Raw genomic sequence first — 22,864 nt, 5'->3', positions numbered from 1 at the left:
CTACAGCGGGATATTACCGTGCTTCTTTTTCGGCAGTACGGCCACTTTGTGTTCCAGACTGGCGAAGGCACGGATCAGTTTGCGCCGGGTCTCCCGGGGGTAGATCACTTCGTCGATAAAGCCCCGCTCCGCCGCCCGGTAGGGATTGGCAAAGGTGTCGGCGTAGTCCTGCTCCTTTTCCGTCAGCTTTGCGGCGGGATCAGATGCGGCCGCGATCTCGCGCTTGAAGATGATCTCACTGGCGCCTTTTGCACCCATGACGGCAATCTCGGCACTCGGCCAGGCGAAGTTGAAGTCAGCCCCGATGTGCTTGGAGTTCATCACATCGTAGGCGCCGCCGTAGGCCTTGCGGGTAATGACGGTGACCCGTGGTACGGTCGCCTCGCTCAGGGCATAGAGTAGTTTGGCTCCGTTGGTGATGATACCGTTCCACTCCTGATCGGTGCCGGGCAGGAAGCCAGGTACGTCCACCAGTACCAGTAGCGGTACGTTGAAGCAGTCGCAGGTACGGGTGAAGCGGGCGGCCTTGCGGGAGCTCTCTACGTCCAGCACGCCGGCCAGACTGTAGGGCTGGTTGGCTACGATACCGATGCTGCGACCCGCTAGTCTTGCAAATCCCACTACGATGTTCTCGGCGTAGTTGGGGTGTATCTCCAGAAACGACTCCGCATCTACGATCCCGCCGATCACCTCACGCATATCGTAGGGCTGGCTGGCATTGGACGGTACGATCGTTTCTAGCTCATCGCGTAGTTCATCGCCCAGGGTATAGGGTAGGGGAGCGGGAAGCTCCTCACAGTTTTGCGGCAGGTAGCTGAGCACGTCCCGTAGCTGCTGTAGACACAGCACGTCATTGGCAGCCGTCAGGTGGGCTACACCGGACTTGGTAGAGTGGGTGGCCGCCCCACCAAGCTCCTCACTGGTGACTACCTCATTGGTCACTGTCTTTACTACGTTCGGACCGGTCACGAACATATAGCTCGTGTGCTCTACCATAAGCGTGAAGTCGGTCATGGCCGGGGAGTATACCGCGCCGCCCGCGCAGGGGCCCATGATGGCCGAGAGCTGCGGGATCAGGCCCGAGGCCTGCACGTTGCGGTAAAAGATATCGGCGTAGCCTCCCAGAGACCGTACCCCTTCCTGAATCCGGGCGCCGCCGCTGTCGTTGAGTCCGATCAGCGGAGCACCGACCTTGACCGCCATATCCATCACCTTGCAGATCTTCTCCGCATGGGTCTCGGAAAGCGAGCCACCGAAGACCGTGAAGTCCTGGGCGAATACGTAGACCAGCCGACCGTCGATGGCCCCGTATCCGGTGACCACGCCATCTCCCAAAAAAACCTGGTCTTGCATATCGAAGTCCGTAGTGCGGTGGGTGACCAGTGCGCCGATCTCTTCGAAGCTACCTGCATCCAGCAGGTAGGTGATGCGTTCGCGGGCGGTGAGTTTGCCCTTCTGATGCTGTTTGTCGATGCGCTTTTGGCCTCCTCCCAGCTGGGCTTCGGCGAGCTTGTCGCGGAGTAATTCGTTCTTCTTCATGGGGGTGGGGCTAGCTGCGGCGATTGCGCCAGGCGGCGGAGGGAGTAGGATAGGAAAGGGACTGCTGGTCGCGCTCGAACACCAGGGCGGCAAACAGGGCCGCCACCTCACTGACCTGTTGGTCCTGCTCGGCTACCGCATCGGGTGTAAAGTGGCGGGCTACAAAGTTGGTACTGAAGTCTCCGCTGCGAAATGCGGGATGCTGACACACAAAGCGACCAAAGGGTAGGGTAGTCTCGATACCCTCGATCCGGTAAGTATTGATCGCGTGCAGCATTCGCTCGATGGCCTCTGCCCGGGTGGCTCCGTGGGTGATCAACTTCGCGATCATGGGATCGTAGTAGATGGGAATTTCCATCCCCTCGGTGAAGCCATCATCGACCCGCGCATCCGCCGCTTCCGGCGGTTGGTAGGTGGTGAGCGTGCCGATACTGGGCAGGAAGTCATTGCTGGGATCCTCGGCGTACACTCGGAGTTCCAGGGCGTGTCCGTCGATGGTGAGCTCATCCTGAGTGAATGCAAGTTGCTCACCGCGGGCCACACGCAGTTGCTGCTCCACCAGGTCGATGCCCGTGATCAGCTCCGTCACGGGGTGCTCTACCTGCAGACGGGTATTCATCTCCAGGAAGTAGAAGTTGCGCTCCTCATCCACAAGAAATTCTACCGTGCCTGCTCCCACGTAGTCACACGCCCGGGCCACCTGAACGGCCGCTTCCCCCATTCGCCGGCGGAGCGCGGGTGAAAGAATCGCAGAGGGGGCCTCCTCGATCACCTTTTGGTGTCTGCGTTGGATACTGCAGTCGCGCTCGAAGAGGTGCAGGCAGTTGCCGTGGGTGTCGGCCAGCACCTGAATTTCAATGTGGTGGGGGGCGGCTACGTACTTTTCGATAAACACGGCACCGTCCCCGAAGGCGGACTCCGCTTCGCTGATGGCCCGTTGCATCTGTTCGGACAGCTCACCGGCGGCGTTGACGATGCGCATCCCCTTACCGCCACCTCCGGCCGCGGCTTTGATGAGAATAGGGTAGCCGATCTGGTCGGCAATCTCGGTGGCTCGTGCTACGTCCCGCACCGCTTCGTCGAATCCGGGCACCATAGGAATATCGTAGTCGGCTACGGCGGCCTTGGCGGCCAGTTTGTTGCCCATGACTTCGATAGCGTGCGGGCGGGGCCCCACGAAGGTGATGTCTGCCGCGGCGACCTGGCGGGCAAACTCGGCGTTCTCACTCAAGAATCCGTAGCCCGGGTGAAGCGCATCCGCTCCGGTAGACCGGGCAGCCTCGATCACCTTATCGATCCGCAGGTACGACTGGGCCGAAGGGGCCGGCCCTAGCAGTACGGACTCATCGGCGAAGCGCACGTGCGGTGCGCCGCGGTCTGCCTCGGAATACACCGCTACGGTGGCGATGCCCATGCGGCGGGCCGTGCGCATAATACGCAGTGCGATCTCGCCCCGGTTGGCTACGAGTAACTTCTTCATTCTACTTCAATTAGGAGCTGTTGCTTGTCTACGGCCTGTCCCTGTGCTACATGGATGGTCTTTACCGTACCGGGCGCAGTGGCTTTGATTACATTTTCCATCTTCATGGCTTCCAGTACGAGTAGCGGGCTGCCAGCCTCCACGGTATCTCCGGTCGCTACGTTCAGGCTCAGGATCAGCCCCGGCATGGGCGCGGTCACGTTACCCGCCGCAAGTACGGGGGCCGTGGCGAACCCGAGTTGCTCGACCAGTTGCTGCAGGGGGCCATCAAGCTGCACACTGAACTGGCGCCCATTGATCCGGACATCGACCCGTCGGTTGCTGCGGTCCAGGTGCAGTAATTCGCAGCGGTAGCCGCGCCCGTGCTGGAGGAGGTGGTAGATGTTACTGGCCTGACTGACGTCCAGCTGGTCCAGCAGGGTAGGGGTTATCTCGTAGGCGGTCTGGCCGACCTTGGCCGTATAGTGCATGGGGGGTAAGCTAATTAGATAAAGCTATATGGTGGGGTCGCTCTAGCGGGCCTGCATTCGAATACCAGCGTCCATGCGTACGCATTCACCATTCATGTAAGTATTCTCGACGAGGTGCTGCGCCAGGTGGGCGACCTCAGCGGGCTGACCCAACCGAACGGGGAACAGTGGTTGCTTTGCTAGGGAGTCGTACACCTCCTGTGGGAAGGCATCGAACATTGGCGTGTGGATCAGTCCCGGTGCGATGGCGTTTACCCGAATACCATTGCGTGCCAAATCACGGGCCATAGTCAACGTTAGGCTCACAATTCCTCCCTTGGAGGCGCTGTAGGCGGCCTGACCGATCTGGCCTTCGTAGGCAGCGACCGAAGCGGTGTGAATGATGACACCGCGTTCACCATCTTCCGTTAACGTTTCATTTTTAGCCATAGCGAAGGCGGCGGTACGGGCTACGTTGAACGAGCCGATCAGGTTTACCTGGATGACCTTAGAGAACAACTCGAGGTCTCCCGGTCCATCGCGGCCGATGGTTTTTACCACGGGCGCGATTCCGGCGTAATTACAGCAAATGTGGAGGCTGCCAAAACGCTCGATCACCTTGGCTACTGCGGCTTCGACTGCGGGGCCGCTGGTGATATCAACTGCGTAAAAGGCCGCGCGGTCATCACCCAGTTCGGAAACTATTTGCTGGCCACGGTCCGCATTCAGATCGAAAATGGCCACCCGAGCGCCCAGCTGGTGGAAGTGTCGTACCGTGGCCTCGCCGAGACCGGACGCACCGCCGGTAATGAGCGCGGTTTTACCTGAAATTTTCATGCTGCAACCTAGTGCTTTTAGTTCGGACCGCTGCGCCGTTCGGGTACCGGATCGGCACGCGCTATGCCGCAAACCCCAGTGTTTACGCGCAATTGATCGATAATTCACATAAACTGAGCGGATTATACTACGGATGGCAGCGCAGAAGCCGCATCTTTGTAATCGATAGTTGTTGGGGCAATTGAGCTTACTACACGAATATACGAAAAGGTCCTTAACGGGATTGTATTTGTTAGATTGAGACGCTATTTACACACACTTCTGCGCGCAGCACGGACCTCCGTACTGCGCGCCTTTTTTGTGTGTAGGCCACCTAGCCCAGGCCAACGTCGAGCGTCATCATGACGATGAAGCCGAGGACGAAGCCGAGGGTGGCAATGTCGGTGTTACTTTCCAGTTGCGTTTCGGGCACTACCTCCTCGATAACGACAAAGATCATCGCTCCTGCTGCGAAGGCTAGCGCGTAGGGAAGCACGGGGGTGAAGAAGGTCACGGCTACCGCGCCGACTACGGCGGCAATTGGCTCCACGGCTGCGGAGAGCTGTCCGTACCACCAACTCTTAAACGGACTCACGCCGTGGCGGCGCAGCGGCATGGATACGGCCAGCCCCTCGGGGAAGTTTTGGATACCGATACCGATGGCTAGGGCCACTGCCGCACCGATCGAGGCGCCGGGCATTCCCGCGGCCACTCCACCGAACAACACGCCCACCGCCAGTCCCTCCGGAATATTGTGAAGGGTGATGGCGAGCACGAGTAGGGTAGTCCTGCGCCAGGGTGCGTCGATCCCTTCGCGCTCGCTCATATCGTGGTTGATGTGCAGGTGGGGGAGCACCTTATCCAGCGCAAAGATGAACAGCGCGCCACTACCAAAGCCGATGGCAGCCGGGATAACCTTTACGAAGCCTTCGCCCGGACTCATCTCGATCCCCGGCGCAAGCAAACTCCAAAAAGACGCCGCTACCATGACGCCGCCGGTGAAGCCTAGCGCGCCATCCAACAGCGTCCGGTTCATGTTCTTGAAGGGAAAGACCAGGGCAGCACCCAGTGCCGTCAGGATCCAGGTAAACAAAGACGCATAGAATGCAGCCAGGATGGGGTCGATAGACTCCAGATAGGTAATAATCGTATCAAGCATCGTCGGGGACTTAGGGCTGTAATACCCTCCGCGGACCGAATTGTTTGACGCGTCTAACTTTTGGTAAAGGCTGTGGTAAGTGTTGTAGGCTCGCTAGGGTAGGGGTATGAAACGAGCGTGGCTTCGCTACCCCGTGCGTAAAACTTATTCAAAGCAGGCGCAGGTGATGATACATCCCTACATCCAAGCAGATGTGTTTCCGGACTGAGAATCCGAGTAGAAGGTATCACGCCATCTGGTAGCACATGAGGAATCCCAAAGTAGTTTTCAACTCTACTTAACATAATATAAATTATAGGCAATTTTTATTCTATTCATCTATTGGTGAATCGAAAGTAAACCACTACCGAAAGGGTCACGATCTATTTGTTACTCAAGAAATGCTTCACCCTCCCATCGATAGTATAGATGTCGACCAGCGCACTAAGCCGTAAGGGTGAATACTACGGATGTAAGTATTCCTACAGCACCCATTCCCTACCCTGGAGTGATACAGACAAAACTCTACTTAACATAATAACTCCGTGTGCTAGCCTTCGCACCAGCGCTCGCGGCTGTAGGTGCTCCCCATTAAACCCGCAGTGCACTGCCAGGAGTGATGCCGAACTTTTCCCGGTAGGCCTTGACGAAGTATGAGGTGCTGCTGAACCCTGTAGCTGTACCTACTTCCGCTACCGTATATACTTGGGTGTTTAATAAGTCCTGAGCCCGTTGTAGCCGGACCGACTGGATAAACTGGTTCGTAGATACTTCAAGCAGGCTTCGCAGCTTGCGGTTCAGGCTGGCGGGACTCATACTAACTGCCCGTGCCAGGTCGCCTACGCGGAACCGTTCGTTCATCAACTCGCCCTCTACTACATCCAGGCAGCGCTGCAGAAATTCGGCATCTACGGGGGCTGCGGCGACCTCGGTGGGTTTAAGCTCAATGGAGGTCGCATACCGCTGTCGCAATAATTTCCTCGATTCAATCAAATTATGGACCCTAGCACGTAACTCATTGTGCTTAAATGGCTTAGTGATATAATCATCGCCGCCTATACTAAGTCCGGCGATCCGGTCTTCGCTGGCGGCGCGGGCGGTAAGTAGGATGACGGGTATGTGGCTGATCTCCAGGTCTGTTTTTACGGCTTCGGTAAGCGAGTACCCGTCCATGAAGGGCATCATCACATCGCTGATGATGAGACTTGGCTGCTGATCCCTGGCTATTTGTAGAGCCTTTTGACCGTCAGCAGCCTCGATGATTCGGTAATCGGCGTGTAGGGCGGCCGAAACGAGCAGTCGAATCGCTGCATTGTCATCTACGATCAGGACTGTTTGTGCCCCATCAGGAACTGCTGTGTAGCTAGCTTGCTCTACGGAGGATACAGTTTGCTCACCGTCCGTCGATACGGCTTCTGAGGCTATCGCATCCTGTGGTATCTGAACAGTGAACGTGGTCCCCTGCCCTAAGCTACTGCGCACGGCGACATTGCCCTTATGCAGTCGCACCAATTCTCTAACCAACGAAAGTCCCAGACCACTACCCTCCTGCTCGGTATAGGTACTTCCTTCGGCCTGAATGAAGCGGTCGAAGATGCCGGCCAACTGGGAAGCCGGTATTCCAGCACCCGTGTCCGATACCTCTACGACAACGCCATGCTCCCCCTCCCCTACCCCGATGGTGACCGTGCCGCCCCGGGGGGTGAATTTGAGCGCGTTACTCAGCAGATTATGCAGTACATCCTCCATCTTGCGTGCGTCCAACGTACACGGCAAGGCATGGGGACACTGAGCGTACACTATACTGATACCGCGCTGGACCGCCAGGTGGGTAAACGATGCGCCGGCGGAGTGCACTAGCTGCACGAGGTCGACTACGGAAGTATCTAGCTCCGTAGCATTAGCCTCCAGGCGGGATAGCTGCAGGATGCGATTGACCAGTTCAAGCTGTCGGTTGGCATTGGTGTAGGCTAGCGATAGCAGGGCATGCTCGTCATTGGATGATTCCGTCTGCGGGTGTCGGCTGAGAAGCTGCTCCAGCGGACCCATGATGAGCGTCAGGGGGGTACGGAACTCATGGGAGATATTGGCGAAGAAGCGTGACTTCAATTCCGTTTGTTCCGAGAGCCGCTTGGTGGTAGTCTTCATATCCTGGATCTGACGCGTGAGCGCCCGGATAAGGATAGCGGTGGACGATAAACTACCAATCTGCAGCCCGTACTGTAGCTGTCCACCGAGCGAATTGTACCAGATCAGATCTAGCAGATATACTACGCCGGGAGGTGCCAGCATGATGGCGGAAAGCAACAGCTGATGCGCCGCTGGGTTCTTTCGCCTACTCAGTGTAAGAATAGGCAAAGCGACAGTGACCACCCAGATGAGCAGAACGACGTTGGCGACCAGAAACACGGTCACCATCCGCCAGCCCAACTGATACGGTACCACCTGTGTCAGCACGGCCAGTACGGTCACACCCCAGTAGTAGCGACTATAGCGGGGATACGCACTAGCCAGGCGCAGAAATCGGGCAATGAAAAACGATAATGCCAGAACCAGAGACACGATCGAGACCTGCAGCGTGGTAATGCCCGCTAGGCGGGCCGGAGGCAAGCCCAGGATCGCCGTCATGGAGTTAAAGGATATGAAGTAGAGTCCAAAACTCATCGTCACCCAGGCGAATAGGAGCAGGGAGCGATCCTTGAACAGCAGATAGACGAACACACTCAGCAGACTGATCGATACCATGATGCCGGTATAGAAAAACTGCCAGGCGGTGTGGCCCACTTCGCGATTTACGGCCGCCCGTGCGTCAGTCTGTACGGCACGAGTCGCCGCCGCGAGCGGCCAGCCGTCGCGGAAGTACATCCGCGCATAAACCAGCACCGAATCCCGCGCCCGTAATTCTACGGAGTACGCTGCCGGGAAGACGCCTACTTGGGTCGCATCGCTACTGTTCAGGGTACGTAGTCCGCGGTAGGTGAGTACATTATCCTGCTCGGCGTATACCCAGATGGAATCCGCCTCGCGGCTTAGGGACAGCAGCGCGGGGTAGGTATCCGCCATATCGTTGTGCAGGACCAGGCGTGTCCAGAGGTAGCTGTTTGTCTCTACCAGTCCATCTTCAGCTCCGACTACGCGCCAGTCGGCTCCTTCGTCAAGGTCGTCGATCTGAAGTTCCCCCCGCTGATCCAGCAGGTAGCCGCCCCGTAGCACGACCATCTCCGCCGTTAGCGTGTCCTGTGCACATGCAGTTAGTCCCAACAGCACCAAAGAAAGCACGCTTGCACAACGAAAAAGTAACTTCATAAACCGGGGTGTAGCGAGCTAACGTAGTGGCAGCGGTGACAAATCACCTAATTTGGGCAACTGATCCGCCTACCTATACTATGTCAAACGCCCTCGTACCGATTCTCCGTACACTCTTAATATGCCTGTCAGGCTTGCTGTACAACGGCTGCCAGCTTGCTACTGCGCAGTCTGCTACCGATGCCACACCGGCGGAGGACGACCGGGCTAGCTGGCAAAGCTTGTTCAATGGCCGGGATCTGGAGGGCTGGACGCCTAATTTTGCCGGTCAGCCCGTCGGGGTGAATTTTCGCAACACCTTCCGGGTCGAGGACTCTGTGCTGCGCGTAAGCTATGCGGACTATACGTCCTTCGACGACGCCTACGGTCACCTTTACTACCGTAACCCTTATGCCCACTATAAGCTGCGGTTCGAGTACCGCTTCACCGGCGACCAGGTGCCGGGTGGCGCTAGCTGGAACGTACGCAATAGCGGCGTTATGCTGCACGCCCAGTCCGCGGAGAGTAACGAGATCGGTCAGACCTTCCCGGTCTCGATCGAGCTGCAACTCCTGGGCGGATTAAGTGACGGCAAGGAGCGGCCGACCGGCAACGTCTGTACGCCGGGTACCGCAGTGGTGCTGACCGATACCATAGATTACCGCCACTGTATTTCCTCCACCAGCAAAACCTACGACGGCGACAGCTGGATTCGTGCTGAGGCCATCGTACGGGGTGGCGGACAAATGGATTTTCTGATCGAGGGAGATACCGTACTACAATTCACCCGTCCGCAGATCGGTGGGGGCTTCATCTACCGCAGCAGGGAGCAGGCCGACTGGCAGGCCGCCGGGATCCATAGCAGTCGCCAGGAGTGGCTGGACCGGGACGGCGAACTACTCACCAGAGGCTACATTGCGTTGCAGGCCGAGAGTCACGGCATTGACTTTCGCCGCATCGAACTGCTTGACCTTAGTCAGTAAACAGGCACTTTTCCCATGACCTATACCCTACTCGCACTGCTCACCTGCGGCTACCTCATGGGGAGTTGCACCGCCCCGATTGATACCACCCCTGCACCCGCGACCGCGCCCACCCTGGCCTTTCCGGAAGCTGCGGTACGGACGTCTCTGGATACGTACCGGCAGGGCAGCATCACGAGCAGGAGGTTCAAGCAGTCTGATCTACAGCCGCTAGTGGATGCGCTGCCCCCGTCCTTCACGGTAGACACCGCGGGGCGATCGGTAGAGCAGCGCCCGCTGTGGCGCATTGGCTACGGCGAAGGGCCGATCGAAGTACTGCTGTGGTCACAGATGCACGGGGACGAGCCCACCGCCACGGCCGCCCTGATGGACCTGTTCGGCTGGTTGGAGGGCCAGGAACCCGCCCTGGACTCGCTACGCCTACTGCTCCGGCAACGGCTCCACCTCACAGTGCTGCCTATGCTTAATCCCGATGGCGCGCAGCGCTACGAGCGACGTAACGCGCTGGGTATTGACCTGAACCGGGATGCCCTGCACCTCACGACTCCGGAGGCGCGGCTGCTCAAGGCCGAGCGCGATCGGCTGGATGCAGACTGGGGGTTCAATCTGCACGACCAGGGAGTGTACTACGGTGCCGGCTTCCCGGCTGAACGGGGCTGCGCGCTCTCCATCCTGGCCCCTGCCTATGACTGGGACAAATCCATGAGTCCGAAACGGGAAGACGCCGCCCAGCTCATCGCCCTGATGAACGGCTACTGGCAGGATAGTCTGCCCGGGCAGGTAGGCCGCTACAACGACGACTTCGAGCCCCGAGCCTTCGGCGATAACCTGCAGAAGTGGGGTACGCGCACCATTCTGGTCGAGTCAGGCGGACTGCCTGGAGACCCGGAAAAGCAGCGCATTCGGCGGCAGAATCTACTGGGTCTGATCACCGGGCTCCACGGAATCGCTACAGGGGCCTACGAAAGTCATTCGGTAGATGAGTATTTGCAAATACCTGAAAACCAGTCTAATGGGATGCACGAGGTCATACTGGACAATATGGTGATCGAGCGGGAAGATTCGAGCTACTCCCTCTCACTAGGCTTGCGGGTGCGGGAGCAGACACTGGGCCCGGACTACCGGGAGTATACACGCTCGGCTTATATCAGCGACCTGGGTGATCTGCACACCTTTAATGCATTCGATCGCTACGATGCCAGTGGCCTGCGGGCAGAAGCAGGGCGTGTATATCCGGGTACGCTGACCGCACGGCAAGTGGATGTCCTATCGACGGTTGATCTGCTGCGACAGGGCTACACCGCCGTCCGTACAGCGGCTCCCCTACCCTGGCACGCCGGGCGGCAGTTACGGGTATTGGGCCCCAACGAGCGTCTGGCAAAAGAGGTGGGCCTGGGGTTACCCCTTGATCTATTGCTGTACGACAGTGAGGATTCTCTACGGGCCGCGATAGTCAATGGGCGCATCATTCGCATATCACCGGAGGGCGGGGCCGCGGGTGCAGAGAAATAATCGGGTGGTAAACATACCTTAACGATGTGTTAAGTATATTCACGACACCTTAATGGGCGGAATTGGCCTATCTACCCCCCAAATTAGGCCAATTGGGCCGCCGAGTGAAAGCATACGAGTTACGTCGATTAATTCTAACACTCCTAGATTATGCAACACGTTTATTTCCTATGGAAGACCGGCCTATGCGCCGTCTTTCTATTCCTGTCGACCAGCTTATTGGCACAGCAGCGTACTATAACGGGCACCCTGACGGATGAGGGCAGCGGGGAACCGCTCATTGGCGCCAGCATCGCGGTAAAGGGGACCACCCGGGGCACCGTCACCGACCTGGATGGTACGTATTCAATACAGGCTGCTCCCGAAGAAACGCTAGTGATCAGCTACACCGGCTACGCTACTCAGGAAGTTCCGGTGGGGGATAACGAGACTATTAGTCTGGGACTATCCAGCGGCGAAGTCCTCGACGAAGTCGTGGTGGTCGCCTACGGACAACAACGCAAAGCCACCGTAACCGGTGCCGTGGTGGGCGTCGAGGGCACCGAACTGCTGCAGTCGCCGTCGGTCAACCTGGGCGTTTCCCTGGCCGGTCGGCTACCGGGCGTGGTCATTATCCAGCCCAGTGGCGAGCCGGGTAACGACAACGTACAGATCAATATCCGGGGTACGAACACCCTGGGCAATAGCAGTCCGCTGGTCGTCATCGACGGAGTACCGGATCGCGAAGGGGGACTGGCCCGCCTCAGTCCACAGGATATCGCCTCGATCTCCGTGCTGAAGGATGCCTCGGCGGCCATCTACGGAGCCAGAGCGGCCAACGGCGCCCTGCTGGTGACCACCAAACGGGGTAAAACGGGAAAGCTCACGGTGGGCTATGACTTTAATCAGGGTTGGGCTCAGCCCACGGTGCTACCCAAAATGTCTAGCGCGGTAGAATACGCTAACATCATGAACGAGCTGCCGATCTACCAGTCCATCCCGGTGGATGAGTGGGACGAGGCATGGGATGCGATCCAGACTACGGGCACCTACGATTCCCCAACCGAGGACGTGGGTACCCTGAACGCGAACTACAGTCCGGAGGCAGTCCGGCTGCATGGCGAGGGATCCGACCCCTGGGGATACCCCGATACGGACTGGTTCGGCGATGCGTTCGAGACCTGGGCACCGCAGACGCGCCATGCGCTGCAAATTCAGGGGGGTAGCGAAACCTTCCGGTATTTCACCTCTCTGGGCTACCTCAACCAGGAGGCGTTCTATAAGAACACAGCCACGAAGTACAAGCAGTACAACTTCCGGGTAAATCTGGATGCTGACATCAGTCAGTATGTGACCACTTCGCTGGGTGTCTCGGTACGGCGGGAGGACCGCCGCTACCCTACTCAGGATGCCAGTGCGATCTTCCGGATGCTGATGCGGGGCCGGCCGACGGAACCCGAGGTCTGGCCGAACGGACTGCCGGGGCCGGACATCGAGAACGGACAGAACCCCTACGTCATTACAACCAACGCCACGGGCTACCAGGACGAGCCTACGGATTACTTTCAGTCCAACGGATCCATCCAGTTCACGAATCCCTGGGTAGATGGTCTGGCCCTCACGCTTTCCGGAGCGGTCGACTACACAAACAGCCAGATCAAGCGGTGGGAAACCCCCTGGCAGCTCTACTACTGGGATCGGGTATCGTACGAAGCGGACGGAGAGACGCCGCTGTTGGAGGCGGCTACCCGCAGCAACTTTACTGATCCACGGCTGCGTCAGACGACCAGTAACGTACTGAATACCAACCTGTCTGCCCGACTGAACTACGATACCGAGTTAGGTAGCGGACACAGCATCGGGCTGATGGCCGGCGTAACCCGGGAGACCTTTACGGGAGACAACTACTTTGCTTTCCGCCGCAACTACATTTCGCCGGCGGTTGATCAGTTGTTTGCCGGTGGCTCCCAGCAGCAAGAGACGGGTGGTTCGGGCTACGAGCGGGCCCGCCTGGGCTACTACGGACGGGTACAGTATGACTACCAGGACAAGTACCTGCTGGAGTTCATCTTTCGCTACGATGGCTCGTACATCTTTCCGGAGGATGACCGCTTCGGCTTCTTTCCCGGGGTACTGGCGGGTTGGAACATCGCCAACGAGGACTTCTTTGACGTAGGTGCGGTGGACTACCTGAAGTTACGGGCCAGCTACGGGCAGATGGGCAACGATCAGGTGTTCTTCAATAACCAGCTGCAGGAGTATGCCTTCCTATCCCTGTACAGCTTCGGTACCTACCCCATCAATAGCGTAGTACAGACCACCCTGGAGGAGCAGCTACTGGCTAACCCCAGCTTCACCTGGGAGCGGGCCAATAACCTGAACTTCGGTATCGATGCCATCCTGTTCAATAACCGGGTGGACCTGACGCTGGAGTACTTCCTGAATAAGCGTTCTCAGATTCTGATTCAGCAGACGGGGTCGACCCCAGCCAGCTCCGGTATCAATAGCCTGCTGCCTCCCGTCAATGCCGGTGAGGTAGAGAACAAGGGCTTCGAGTGGAACGTCGGCTATAATGGCGCGGCCGGTAAACCCTTCCAGTGGCGCTTCGGCGTCAACGGCGGCTACGCGAAGAACAAGGTGATCTTCATGGATGAAATTCCCGGCGCGCCAGATTACCAGCTTATGGAAGGAAGCCCCATCGGTGCGTACCTCGTGTACGAGTCCGACGGCGTATTTCGCGACCAGGCCGAGATCGACAACAACGAACTGGACTACAGCGCAGTCACCGGCCGTTTGATTCCCGGCGATATGAAGTTCCGCGACGTCAACGGAGATGGCGTGATCAACGGAGACGACCGTATTCGGATCGACGATAACGGTACCCCTACCCTCAACTTCGGCGCCAATCTTACGGCTAGCTACGGCGGCTTCGACCTGAGCGTGCTCTTTCAGGGGGCACGGGGAGCTTCGCTGCGGGTGCAGACCGAGTCGGGTGACATCGGTAACTACCTACAGTACAGCTACCAGAACCGCTGGAGCATCGACAACCCCAGCAGCGAACATCCCCGCCTGGCCAGTCGCGGTGACACCTACTATACGGGTGGTAACTACGGCAACAACACGTACTGGCTGTTCAGTAAGAACTACGTGCGCCTGAAGAATGCGGAGATCGGCTACACCCTGCCCGCCCGGCTCACCGACCGGTTCCGCATCGGTAACCTGCGTGCTTACGTCAACGGCCTCAACCTGATCACCTTCGACAAGCTGGACTTCTTCGACCCGGAGACCACCAGCGGCACCGGAGTCTATTACCCCCAGAGCCGTGTCATCAACATGGGCCTTAACCTGAATTTCTAATCCGCTCGATCATGAACTATCTACATCACCGTGCTTCGCGGGTCCTTTCCGGAATCGCCTTTCTTACGGTTCTGCTAATCTCTGCCTGCGACACCGACTTCCTGAATACGGAGCCGTTGGACAGCATTTCAAGCGAGGCTACCTGGGCGGATGCCGCCCTGTCCGAAGCCTTCATTTTCAATGTGTATTCCTTCCTGGGCTACGGTGGGTTCGAGGAGCAGATGCTGGCCTCCATCACGGACGAGGCGATGTTCACCCACGCCGGCCGTAACATCAATACCTTCACGGAAGGCACGGAGGACCCTACCAATACCGGCTGGATGAGTCCTACCTACCAGTGGGATAATATGTATCTGGCCATCCGGCAGGCGAACACTGCCCTACAGGAACTACCTGAATCCACCTTCGATAATCCCGAACTGCGGGACCGGCTGCTGGGGGAGGCACATTTCCTACGCGCCTACTATTACCACCAGCTCGCTCGCTTCTACGGTGGTGTACCCCTGGTGGACCGGCCGTACGGGCTGAACGAGGATTATTCCGTACCCCGCGCTACGTGGGAAGAGACGGTGAATTTCATCGTTGCGGATCTGGATGAGGCTACCCGCCTCCTGGAGGGTAAGGGGGAAACACCCGGGCGCGCCTCGCAGCTCAGTGCATTGGCCCTGAAGAGCCGTATCCTGCTGTACGCCGCCAGCGATCTACACCATGGCCCCACGGCCGCGGCGGCTTCGTCTACGCTGGCCAATTACCCCCACCTCGACGTTATTGCCTACCCCGGGGGCGATCGTACGGCCCGCTGGCAGGCTGCCCGGGATGCAGCTCGGGCCGGTCTGGACGCCGGCACCGGCTACAAAATGGGACTGACCGAACCCGTATCCGCGGAGCAGGGCAGACAGAACTACCTGTCCATTGCTATGGGAGGTGGAAGCAGTGTGGGGGATGCGGCCGCCGCGGTCGAACTGATCCTGCAGCGTACGGCTACACCCCTGTACACGGAAGAGAGCAACTGGCCCCTCGGGCCCATTCACTTCGGTATCAATAATGGTCCGAATGGCTACCATAACTGGGCGGGCAATACACCCATTCAGCAGTTAGTCGACGACTACGAAATGATGGACGGCTCTAGCTTCGACTGGAGTAATAATGAGTTGGCCGCCTCCCCCTACGAAGACCGCGATCCGCGCTTCTATGTCAGCGTCATGTACGATGGCTCCGGCTGGAAACCCCGGCCCAGCGATGTGGAGGGTATCGAACCCTACGACGAGATCCAGACCGGCTACTACGATGATGGCAGCGGCGGTACTATCCCCGGAGTCGATACGCGGGAGAGTCCCGTAGAGAACTGGAACGGCAGCCGTACGCACTACTACGTGCGTAAGTTTATCGATCCCGATCCTGCACTGAAGGACAATCAGTCCAGTGCCCAGGTCATTCCCTGGCCCTTCATTCGCTACACCGAGCTGGTACTGAACTATGTAGAAGCCAGTATCGAACTCGGCGAGGAAGAGGAGGCCCGCGCTTGGCTAAATCAGATCCGCTACCGGGTGGGTATGCCGGCGATCACCGATTCCGGTGATGCATTACGTGACCGCTACCGCAACGAGCGCCGGATCGAGATGGCCTACGAGGAGCAGCGCTACCACGACGTGCGCCGCTGGCTCATCGCCGAGGAAACACAGGGAGAGCTGATCGAGACCATCGATATTCGGGCTAACCTCAAGCCCGGTCAGCAACCCCACGTACCCTACAAATACGATCCCGCGGTATATGACTATACGTATACCGTAGCGGAGAACACCGAGAATGAAAGCCGCACCTGGGTAGATAAAATGTACTTCCGTGCAATCACCCGTGACGAGATCAACCGGAACGAAGCACTGGTACAAAATCCAGGCTTTTAATCGGCAGACGTAGGGGTAGCCACCGAGGGTATATGGGCAACTGGGGTATCGCAGCAGCAGTACTGATCGCGCTCACCGCGTGTGGATCGGAGCCACTGGACTCGAAGCGTCCGGGGCCCACCGCTACGTCAGAAGTTCAGCAGCTGCGGCAAGCACGCTTTGTGGAATTAGACGGTACCACCACGGGTATCGACTTCGCTAACGTGCTTACCGAAGGTCCAAACACCAATATCCTGGTGTACGAGTACTTCTACAACGGTGGTGGTGTAGCCACGGCTGACTTTAATGGGGACGGTCTGGCAGATCTGTACTTCACGGCGAATATGAGTGCAAACGCGCTCTACCTCAATCGTGGGGATTGGCGCTTCGAGGAGGTCACCGAGAGAAGTGGTGTTTCCGGTCGGCCGGGCCCCTGGCAGACCGGGGTGAGTATTGTCGACATCAATACGGACGGGCGGCCCGATATCTACCTGTCGTATTCCGGCATGCTGCCTCCCGACAAACGGCGTAACCAATTATTCATCAATGAGGGCTCGGACGCGGAAGGCGTACCTCACTTTAGCGAGCAGGCGGCTACTTACGGGCTCGACAGCCCGGCGTTCACCAACCAGGCGTACTTCTTTGATTTCGACGGTGATACGGACCTGGATGCGCTGTTACTTAACCATAACCCAAAGTCGCTCCCCATCCTCAACGTCGAGAAGACGCGGCAGTTACTGGCCCAGCCCGATGTCGATCGCGGACTACGACTCTACCGGAACGACGAGCAGGTTTTCACCGACGTGACGGAACAGACGGGCATCAATGGGTCCGCGCTCAGCTACGGACTTGGCATAGCCCTAGAGGATTTCAATCAGGACGGGCTTCCCGATATCTATGTGTCCAACGACTACGAAGTACCCGACTATCTGTACATCAACCAGGGGGACGGCACGTTCCGCGATGAACTGGTGGATCGCCTGGGCCAGAGCAGTCACTTCTCGATGGGTAGCGACGCCGCGGATATTAATAATGATGGGCTAGTCGATCTGTATACCCTGGATATGCTACCGGCTGACAACCAGCGACGCAAACTTCTGATGGCGGATGATAACAGGCCCCGTCACGCGCTCAATGCCGCCAGCGGCTTTGCTCCCCAGACGATGCGCAATATGCTACACCTCAATCGGGGGGAAGGCGCTTACGCAGAGATCGGTCAACACCTGGGGATTGCTACGACGGACTGGAGCTGGTCTGCTCTGCTGGCAGATTTCGACAACGACGGCTGGAAAGACCTACACGTAACCAACGGCTACCTGAGAGACTACACCAACCAGGACTTCATAAAGTACATGAACGATTTTGTCGCCGACAAGGGCCGTCTACAGCGCAGCGATGTACTCGAACTACTTCACGAAATGCCCTCGTCCGACCTCAGTAACCGGATGTATAAGAATCTGACCGGTAGCAAATTTGAGGATGTCACGGCGGAATGGGGACTGGACCGCCCCTCCAATAGCAATGGAGCCGTAGCGGTAGACCTGGATAACGATGGTGACCTCGACCTGGTGACTAACACTGTAAACGCCCCCGCCCTGCTGTATCGCAATACGAGTTCGGGTACGTCTTACGTACAGATCGACCTTGCCGGTCCACCCGCTAACCCTTCTAGTATCGGTACACATGTGACGGTGCTAACGGCTGATACACAACAGGTACAGGTCCTTTACCCTAACCGGGGGTACCTGTCTTCCGGTCCTACTACCCTACACTTTGGTCTGGGAACGGATGGTCAAACTAATGAGAACAGAATAGTGCAAAAGATCACGGTCCGCTGGCCGGATGGCAGCACGCAAGAAATAACGGACGTCCCAGTTGATCAACGCTTCACGCTGAATTACCGGGATGCGCGGACCCCTAATGGCAAGGCAGACAGACCCGCTGACCCGCTATTCAAAGCTAGTCCAGCCACGTTGAGCTACGTACATCGCATGCCTGCGGTAGACGATCTAGACCGGCAGGCCCTGCTGCCCCGACAGCTTTCGCGTATTGGGCCGGTGACCGTAGTGGCGGATCTCGATGGAGACGGCCGCTTGGATTACGTCGTAGGAAGTGACGGACAGCAGCCTTCTCAGTGGTTCGCTCAACTACCGGCGGGCACCATGTCTACCTCCCAACTGCTCGGCGACCGATCCATGGGTGTTGTCACCAGTCTGCTAGCGCTGGATGTAGATGGCGACGGAGACCAGGACATCTACGAAGCTCACGGCGGATACCACACCTACGAACGTACCGACTCATCGTTTCAAGACGTAATATGGCTAAACAATGGGCAAGGAGTGTTTACCGCGGCCGCCGACCTGCTGCCCCAGCGACTCACTCCAGGCAGTACGGTTGCAGGCTTTGTAGCCGCTGATGGCAGGAACACCATATTCGTAGGCGGTGGCGTGGTGCCCGGAGCTTACCCACAGACGGCCGATAGTTACCTGCTGCAACAGCAGGCGGACGGTACGTTTAGCGAAGTCTTATTACCCGATAACCTACTGGGGCAGGGGATCGTCCGTGACGCGATCTGGGCGGATCTCGATAGTGACGAGCAGCCGGAATTGATCGTATGCGGGGAGTGGATGCCCATTACTGTCCTTAGTGTTCTGGGAGACGACGTACAACAGGTCACTTCGACGTATTTCACCGAAGCGGCCAACGGCTGGTGGTACACCCTTCACCTGGCTGACCTGACCGGAGATGGAAGGCTAGACCTGATCGCTGGAAACGAGGGGACGAATACCCTTTACCAGGCCAGTCCAACTGCCCCGCTGGAGCTATTTGCTGAGGACCTGGACGGAAATGGCGCGGTCGATCCCCTACTGTTTGCCTACACGGACGGGGTCAGTTATCCAGACGCTACCCGCGAGGAACTGCTGGGGCAGCTAAGTGGGTTGCGCCGTGAATACCCGAATTACGCTTCCTACGCCACCGCTACACAGGCGGACGTCATGGACCGAGTCGGCAATCAGTCTACACCCTTCCGTACTACCGAGCTTCGCAGTAGCTTGTTTCTGCGTCAGGCCGATGCTACGTTCCGCTCCGCTCCCTTACCCCCGGAAGTACAGTATGCACCTGTGCACGCTATCGCATCAGCGGACGTGAATCGGGATGGACTAATAGATCTTGTACTCGCCGGTAATGAGTCCGGCACCAAACTTCGCAGCGGTCCGAGTCAGTCCAATGCTGGCACGCTGCTGCTTGGACGAGGAGATGGCGTATTCGACTATGTACCGCAGGAGGCTGCCGGTCTGCACCTGCGGGGAGATGTACGAAGTATCGACTTTATCGGGACACAATGGCTGTTCGGGCGGACCGGTGAGTCCACAGTAAGCTATACATTACCTAGTGATGCTCTATGACTTCACTCCGCGCTTCCTGACGTACTACCGGCACACCGTACTGCTGATAGTGCTGCCAATCGCGCTCCTCACCCAGGCGTGTGATCGACCGCGCTACACCGATAGCGAAGTGGCCCTGGCCTGGGCGAAGCTAAGTCTGGACATTACGAAGGATACCCCGGCCAACTCACCGACCTACGCATCGCGCTGCTTTGGCTACCTGGGACTGACGATGTATGAATCGGTGGTACACAGCGATTCCAGTCGCAACTCACTGGTCGGTCAGCTGAGCGGTCTGACCTACCTACCGCTGCCGGACGCTACGGTAGACTACGATTGGCCCGTGGTGTTGAGTGCCGGGCAGGCCGAAATACTGCGTAAGCTCTACCAGCAGACTGCGCCGGATAATATGCTGCGCATCGACAGCCTAGAAGAGCGGGTATACCGCGCCCGTAGTGGAGCGCGCACTATACCATCGACCGATCCTTCAGTGGCCTACGGACGGCAGATCGCCCGGCTTATTTACGAATGGTCCAAAAGCGACGGAGGGCACCGCGCCTACCTCCGCAATTTTGATAAAGAACTACAGCTACCCGACCGACCCGGTGGGTGGCAACCTCCGCTGTACGCCCAGTCATTCTCTCACCACCCCCTGCATCCCGACTGGGGGACGAACCGTCCGTTCGTGCCGGCCAATTACGGGCTGCCGGCTCCGGACTTTATTCCCTACGATACCGTACCGGGCTCGCCCTACTACGAGGAGTTCCTGGCGGTATACGAGAAGGAACGCAGCCTGACTCAGGCTGAGAAGGAAGCCGCGCTCTGGTGGGGGGATGATCCCGACGACACCTTCACGCCCCCCGGGCATTCGTACTATATCGCTACGGTACTGCTACAACAGGAGGAAGCCGCTATGCTGGACTGCGCCGAGACACTAGCGCGAACCGGTATGGCCGTTGCGGACGCCTTCATCAACTGCTGGAAGTGGAAGTTCGAGGTGTTCTCTGAGCGGCCCAATACATTCATTCCCACCTACATTGATCCGGACTGGGAATCGTTCTGGCCGGATCCCCCCTTCCCTGCTTTCCCCTCTGGCCACGCTGTGCAAGCTGCTGCGGCCGCTGAGGTGCTACTGGACCTACACGGCGACGAGCACGTGCTCGCGGATGAAGCTCACTTGGGACGGGAGCCCGATAAATTACGTAAGGTGGACTTCCGCATCCGAACCTACACCCGGTTCAGCGAGCTAGCGCAGGAAGTAGCCGACTCCCGCTTTTACGGTGGTATTCATACCCCGCAGGATAACCAACGCGGACTGGAGGAAGGCGCGCGTATCGGTCAGCACGTCAATGCATTACGGTGGCGAAATTAATGCTAGTGATCGGTGGGCTACTTCTCTCGGTACAGGTCCTCACGCAGTCACAGTTTACCGATATCACCGACACGGCAGGCTTAGTACACCAGTACCGGGTCCACGAGGGTCTGTTTGGTGGTGGGGCCTGCGTGCTGGACTACAATAACGACGGCTACGAGGATGTGTACGTCACCGGCGGACTTAATGACGACCAACTGCTACGCAACAACGGGGACGGCACCCTGACCGATGTATCCGCTACGGCCGGTCTGGAGATCACCCGGCACTTCGTCACCCAGGGCGTTGTGAGTGCCGATGTAAACCGCGACGGGCTGCAGGATCTGTTTATCACCACGATCACCTCGCGGGATAGCCTGCAGATCATTCCCCGGGCGCGTAATCTTCTGCTGCTGGGGCGAGAGAATGGCACCTTTGAGGATGCTACCGACGCTTGGGGTTTGCGACCGCTCTACTCCTTCAGCACTGGTGCTAGCTTCGGCGATTTCAATAACGATGGCTGGCCGGACGTATACGTAGGCAACTACTTCGTAGGCTACGCCGAGACGCTGGACCACATTAGTGACGCCACCATCGTAGGAGCTACCCAGACCGCTAAGGGATATCTTTTGCTGAACGACGGTGGCAAACGCTTCATCGATGTTTACGACGATTACGGACTATCGCACCGGGGATTTGGCTTCGGGGGCCTGTTCACCGATTACGACAACGACGGAGACCAGGATCTGCTGGTCAACCACGACTTCGGCTACAAAGCTACGCCCGATCTGCTGCTACGAAATGACTACCCCAGGCAGCACTTCACTGATGTGGCTGAAGCAGAAGGCATGGACTTACGCATCAACGCCATGGGATCCGCACGGGGAGACGTGAACGGCGACGGCCTGCTCGACTACTACGTCACGAATATCAAACTCAACCGGCTCATGGTAGCCCAGGGGCCGGAGCAGGGCTTCATCGATGAAGCTAAGGAGCGGGGAATGCACTACGTAAGCATCAGCTGGGGCGCCAACTTCGCCGATTTCGATCACGATGGTGACGAAGATTTATTTGTCTCCAATGGGGATCTGAATCCCAACTGCGTACCCATGGCCAACTTTTACTTCGAGAATCAGGGCGGACAGTTTCAGGAGCGGGCGCGCGCCGCCGGTGTTGGGGACTACGGCATCGGGCGCGGTTCGGTTGTCTTCGATCTGGAGAATGATGGCGATCTAGATGTCCTGGCCGTTTGTCAGGGCGCGGTGAAGGATTATCCGGTGCCCTCCATCACCAGACTCTGGCGCAACGACGCCACCAAAGGTAACTGGCTAAAGGTGCGTCTACAGGGTACTCAGGCTGAAGCAAGCGGAATTGGCTCCCGCGTCACACTATTTTCGCGCGGCCGCCGGATGCTGAGGGAAGTGGACGGCGGCGGAAGTAGTCACGTATCCCAAAACTCTCGCATCCTGCACTTCGGACTTGGCGACGTCGACCGGGTCGACTCCGTGCTAGTGAGCTGGAATGGTGGCCACGAGCAGCTACTAGTTAATCAGGCCGTCAACCAAGTACTAACTATCACCGAGGAGGTTCGCGCTGCGGAGTCCGCAAACACGTGGCGCTCGCCGGTGGTACTGATCATTCTGGCGTGTTGCGTCCTAGCAGCTATCGTCTACTACCAGCGGATAGCCTAACGGGCAACTTACCTT

Annotated in this window: 13 protein-coding genes; 7 read left to right on the top strand and 6 right to left on the bottom strand. The window is 58.0% G+C overall.

Annotation, left to right across the window (positions count from 1 at the left end; translation table 11 throughout):
• The 6 genes from MJQ68_RS07410 to MJQ68_RS07385 form a co-directional block, all read right to left on the bottom strand.
• Entirely contained in the window at positions 1-1,539 is a 1,539-nt protein-coding gene (locus MJQ68_RS07410; protein ID WP_238750394.1) for an acyl-CoA carboxylase subunit beta, read from the bottom strand.
• 10 nt (positions 1,540-1,549) lie between these two features.
• Entirely contained in the window at positions 1,550-3,019 is a 1,470-nt protein-coding gene (locus MJQ68_RS07405) for an acetyl-CoA carboxylase biotin carboxylase subunit (RefSeq protein WP_238750393.1), read from the bottom strand.
• On the bottom strand, positions 3,016-3,489 hold the full coding sequence (locus tag MJQ68_RS07400; protein ID WP_238750392.1) for an acetyl-CoA carboxylase biotin carboxyl carrier protein subunit: 474 nt from the start codon (positions 3,487-3,489) through the stop codon (positions 3,016-3,018). Before MJQ68_RS07400 ends, MJQ68_RS07405 begins: the two co-directional genes overlap by 4 nt.
• Positions 3,490-3,531: 42 nt before the next feature.
• Positions 3,532-4,305: an SDR family NAD(P)-dependent oxidoreductase gene (locus MJQ68_RS07395; RefSeq protein WP_238750391.1), complete on the bottom strand. Its 774-nt coding sequence runs from the start codon at positions 4,303-4,305 to the stop codon at positions 3,532-3,534.
• 313 nt (positions 4,306-4,618) lie between these two features.
• Complete coding sequence (locus MJQ68_RS07390) at positions 4,619-5,443, bottom strand: ZIP family metal transporter (protein WP_238750390.1); 825 nt, start codon at positions 5,441-5,443, stop codon at positions 4,619-4,621.
• Between the two features lie 570 nt (positions 5,444-6,013).
• Positions 6,014-8,728, bottom strand: coding sequence for an ATP-binding protein (locus MJQ68_RS07385; protein ID WP_238750389.1), 2,715 nt, complete (start codon positions 8,726-8,728; stop codon positions 6,014-6,016).
• An 80-nt stretch (positions 8,729-8,808) separates the two neighbouring features.
• Here MJQ68_RS07385 and MJQ68_RS07380 point away from each other — a divergent pair, with 80 nt between their 5' ends.
• The 7 genes from MJQ68_RS07380 (at position 8,809) to MJQ68_RS07350 (ending at position 22,849) form a co-directional block, all read left to right on the top strand.
• On the top strand, positions 8,809-9,690 hold the full coding sequence (locus MJQ68_RS07380; RefSeq protein ID WP_238750388.1) for a 3-keto-disaccharide hydrolase: 882 nt from the start codon (positions 8,809-8,811) through the stop codon (positions 9,688-9,690).
• A gap of 15 nt (positions 9,691-9,705) precedes the next feature.
• Complete coding sequence (locus MJQ68_RS07375) at positions 9,706-11,202, top strand: M14 family zinc carboxypeptidase (RefSeq protein ID WP_238750387.1); 1,497 nt, start codon at positions 9,706-9,708, stop codon at positions 11,200-11,202.
• 150 nt (positions 11,203-11,352) lie between these two features.
• The gene (locus MJQ68_RS07370; protein WP_238750386.1) at positions 11,353-14,538 is read left to right on the top strand and encodes a SusC/RagA family TonB-linked outer membrane protein; all 3,186 of its coding nucleotides are present in this window, start codon (positions 11,353-11,355) and stop codon (positions 14,536-14,538) included.
• 11 nt (positions 14,539-14,549) lie between these two features.
• On the top strand, positions 14,550-16,442 hold the full coding sequence (locus MJQ68_RS07365; RefSeq protein WP_238750385.1) for a RagB/SusD family nutrient uptake outer membrane protein: 1,893 nt from the start codon (positions 14,550-14,552) through the stop codon (positions 16,440-16,442).
• 32 nt (positions 16,443-16,474) lie between these two features.
• Complete coding sequence (locus tag MJQ68_RS07360) at positions 16,475-19,828, top strand: VCBS repeat-containing protein (RefSeq protein ID WP_238750384.1); 3,354 nt, start codon at positions 16,475-16,477, stop codon at positions 19,826-19,828.
• On the top strand, positions 19,818-21,179 hold the full coding sequence (locus MJQ68_RS07355; RefSeq protein ID WP_238750383.1) for a vanadium-dependent haloperoxidase: 1,362 nt from the start codon (positions 19,818-19,820) through the stop codon (positions 21,177-21,179). Before MJQ68_RS07360 ends, MJQ68_RS07355 begins: the two co-directional genes overlap by 11 nt.
• A complete protein-coding gene (locus MJQ68_RS07350; RefSeq protein WP_238750382.1) occupies positions 21,179-22,849 on the top strand; it encodes a CRTAC1 family protein in 1,671 nt (556 codons plus the stop codon). Before MJQ68_RS07355 ends, MJQ68_RS07350 begins: the two co-directional genes overlap by 1 nt.
• Positions 22,850-22,864 lie beyond the last annotated feature (15 nt).

Origin of the sequence: Neolewinella maritima, assembly GCF_923081025.1 — a bacterium.
Taxonomy (GTDB): Bacteria; Bacteroidota; Bacteroidia; order Chitinophagales; family Saprospiraceae; genus Neolewinella; species Neolewinella maritima.
This window is presented reverse-complemented; position numbering and strand designations above follow the sequence as displayed.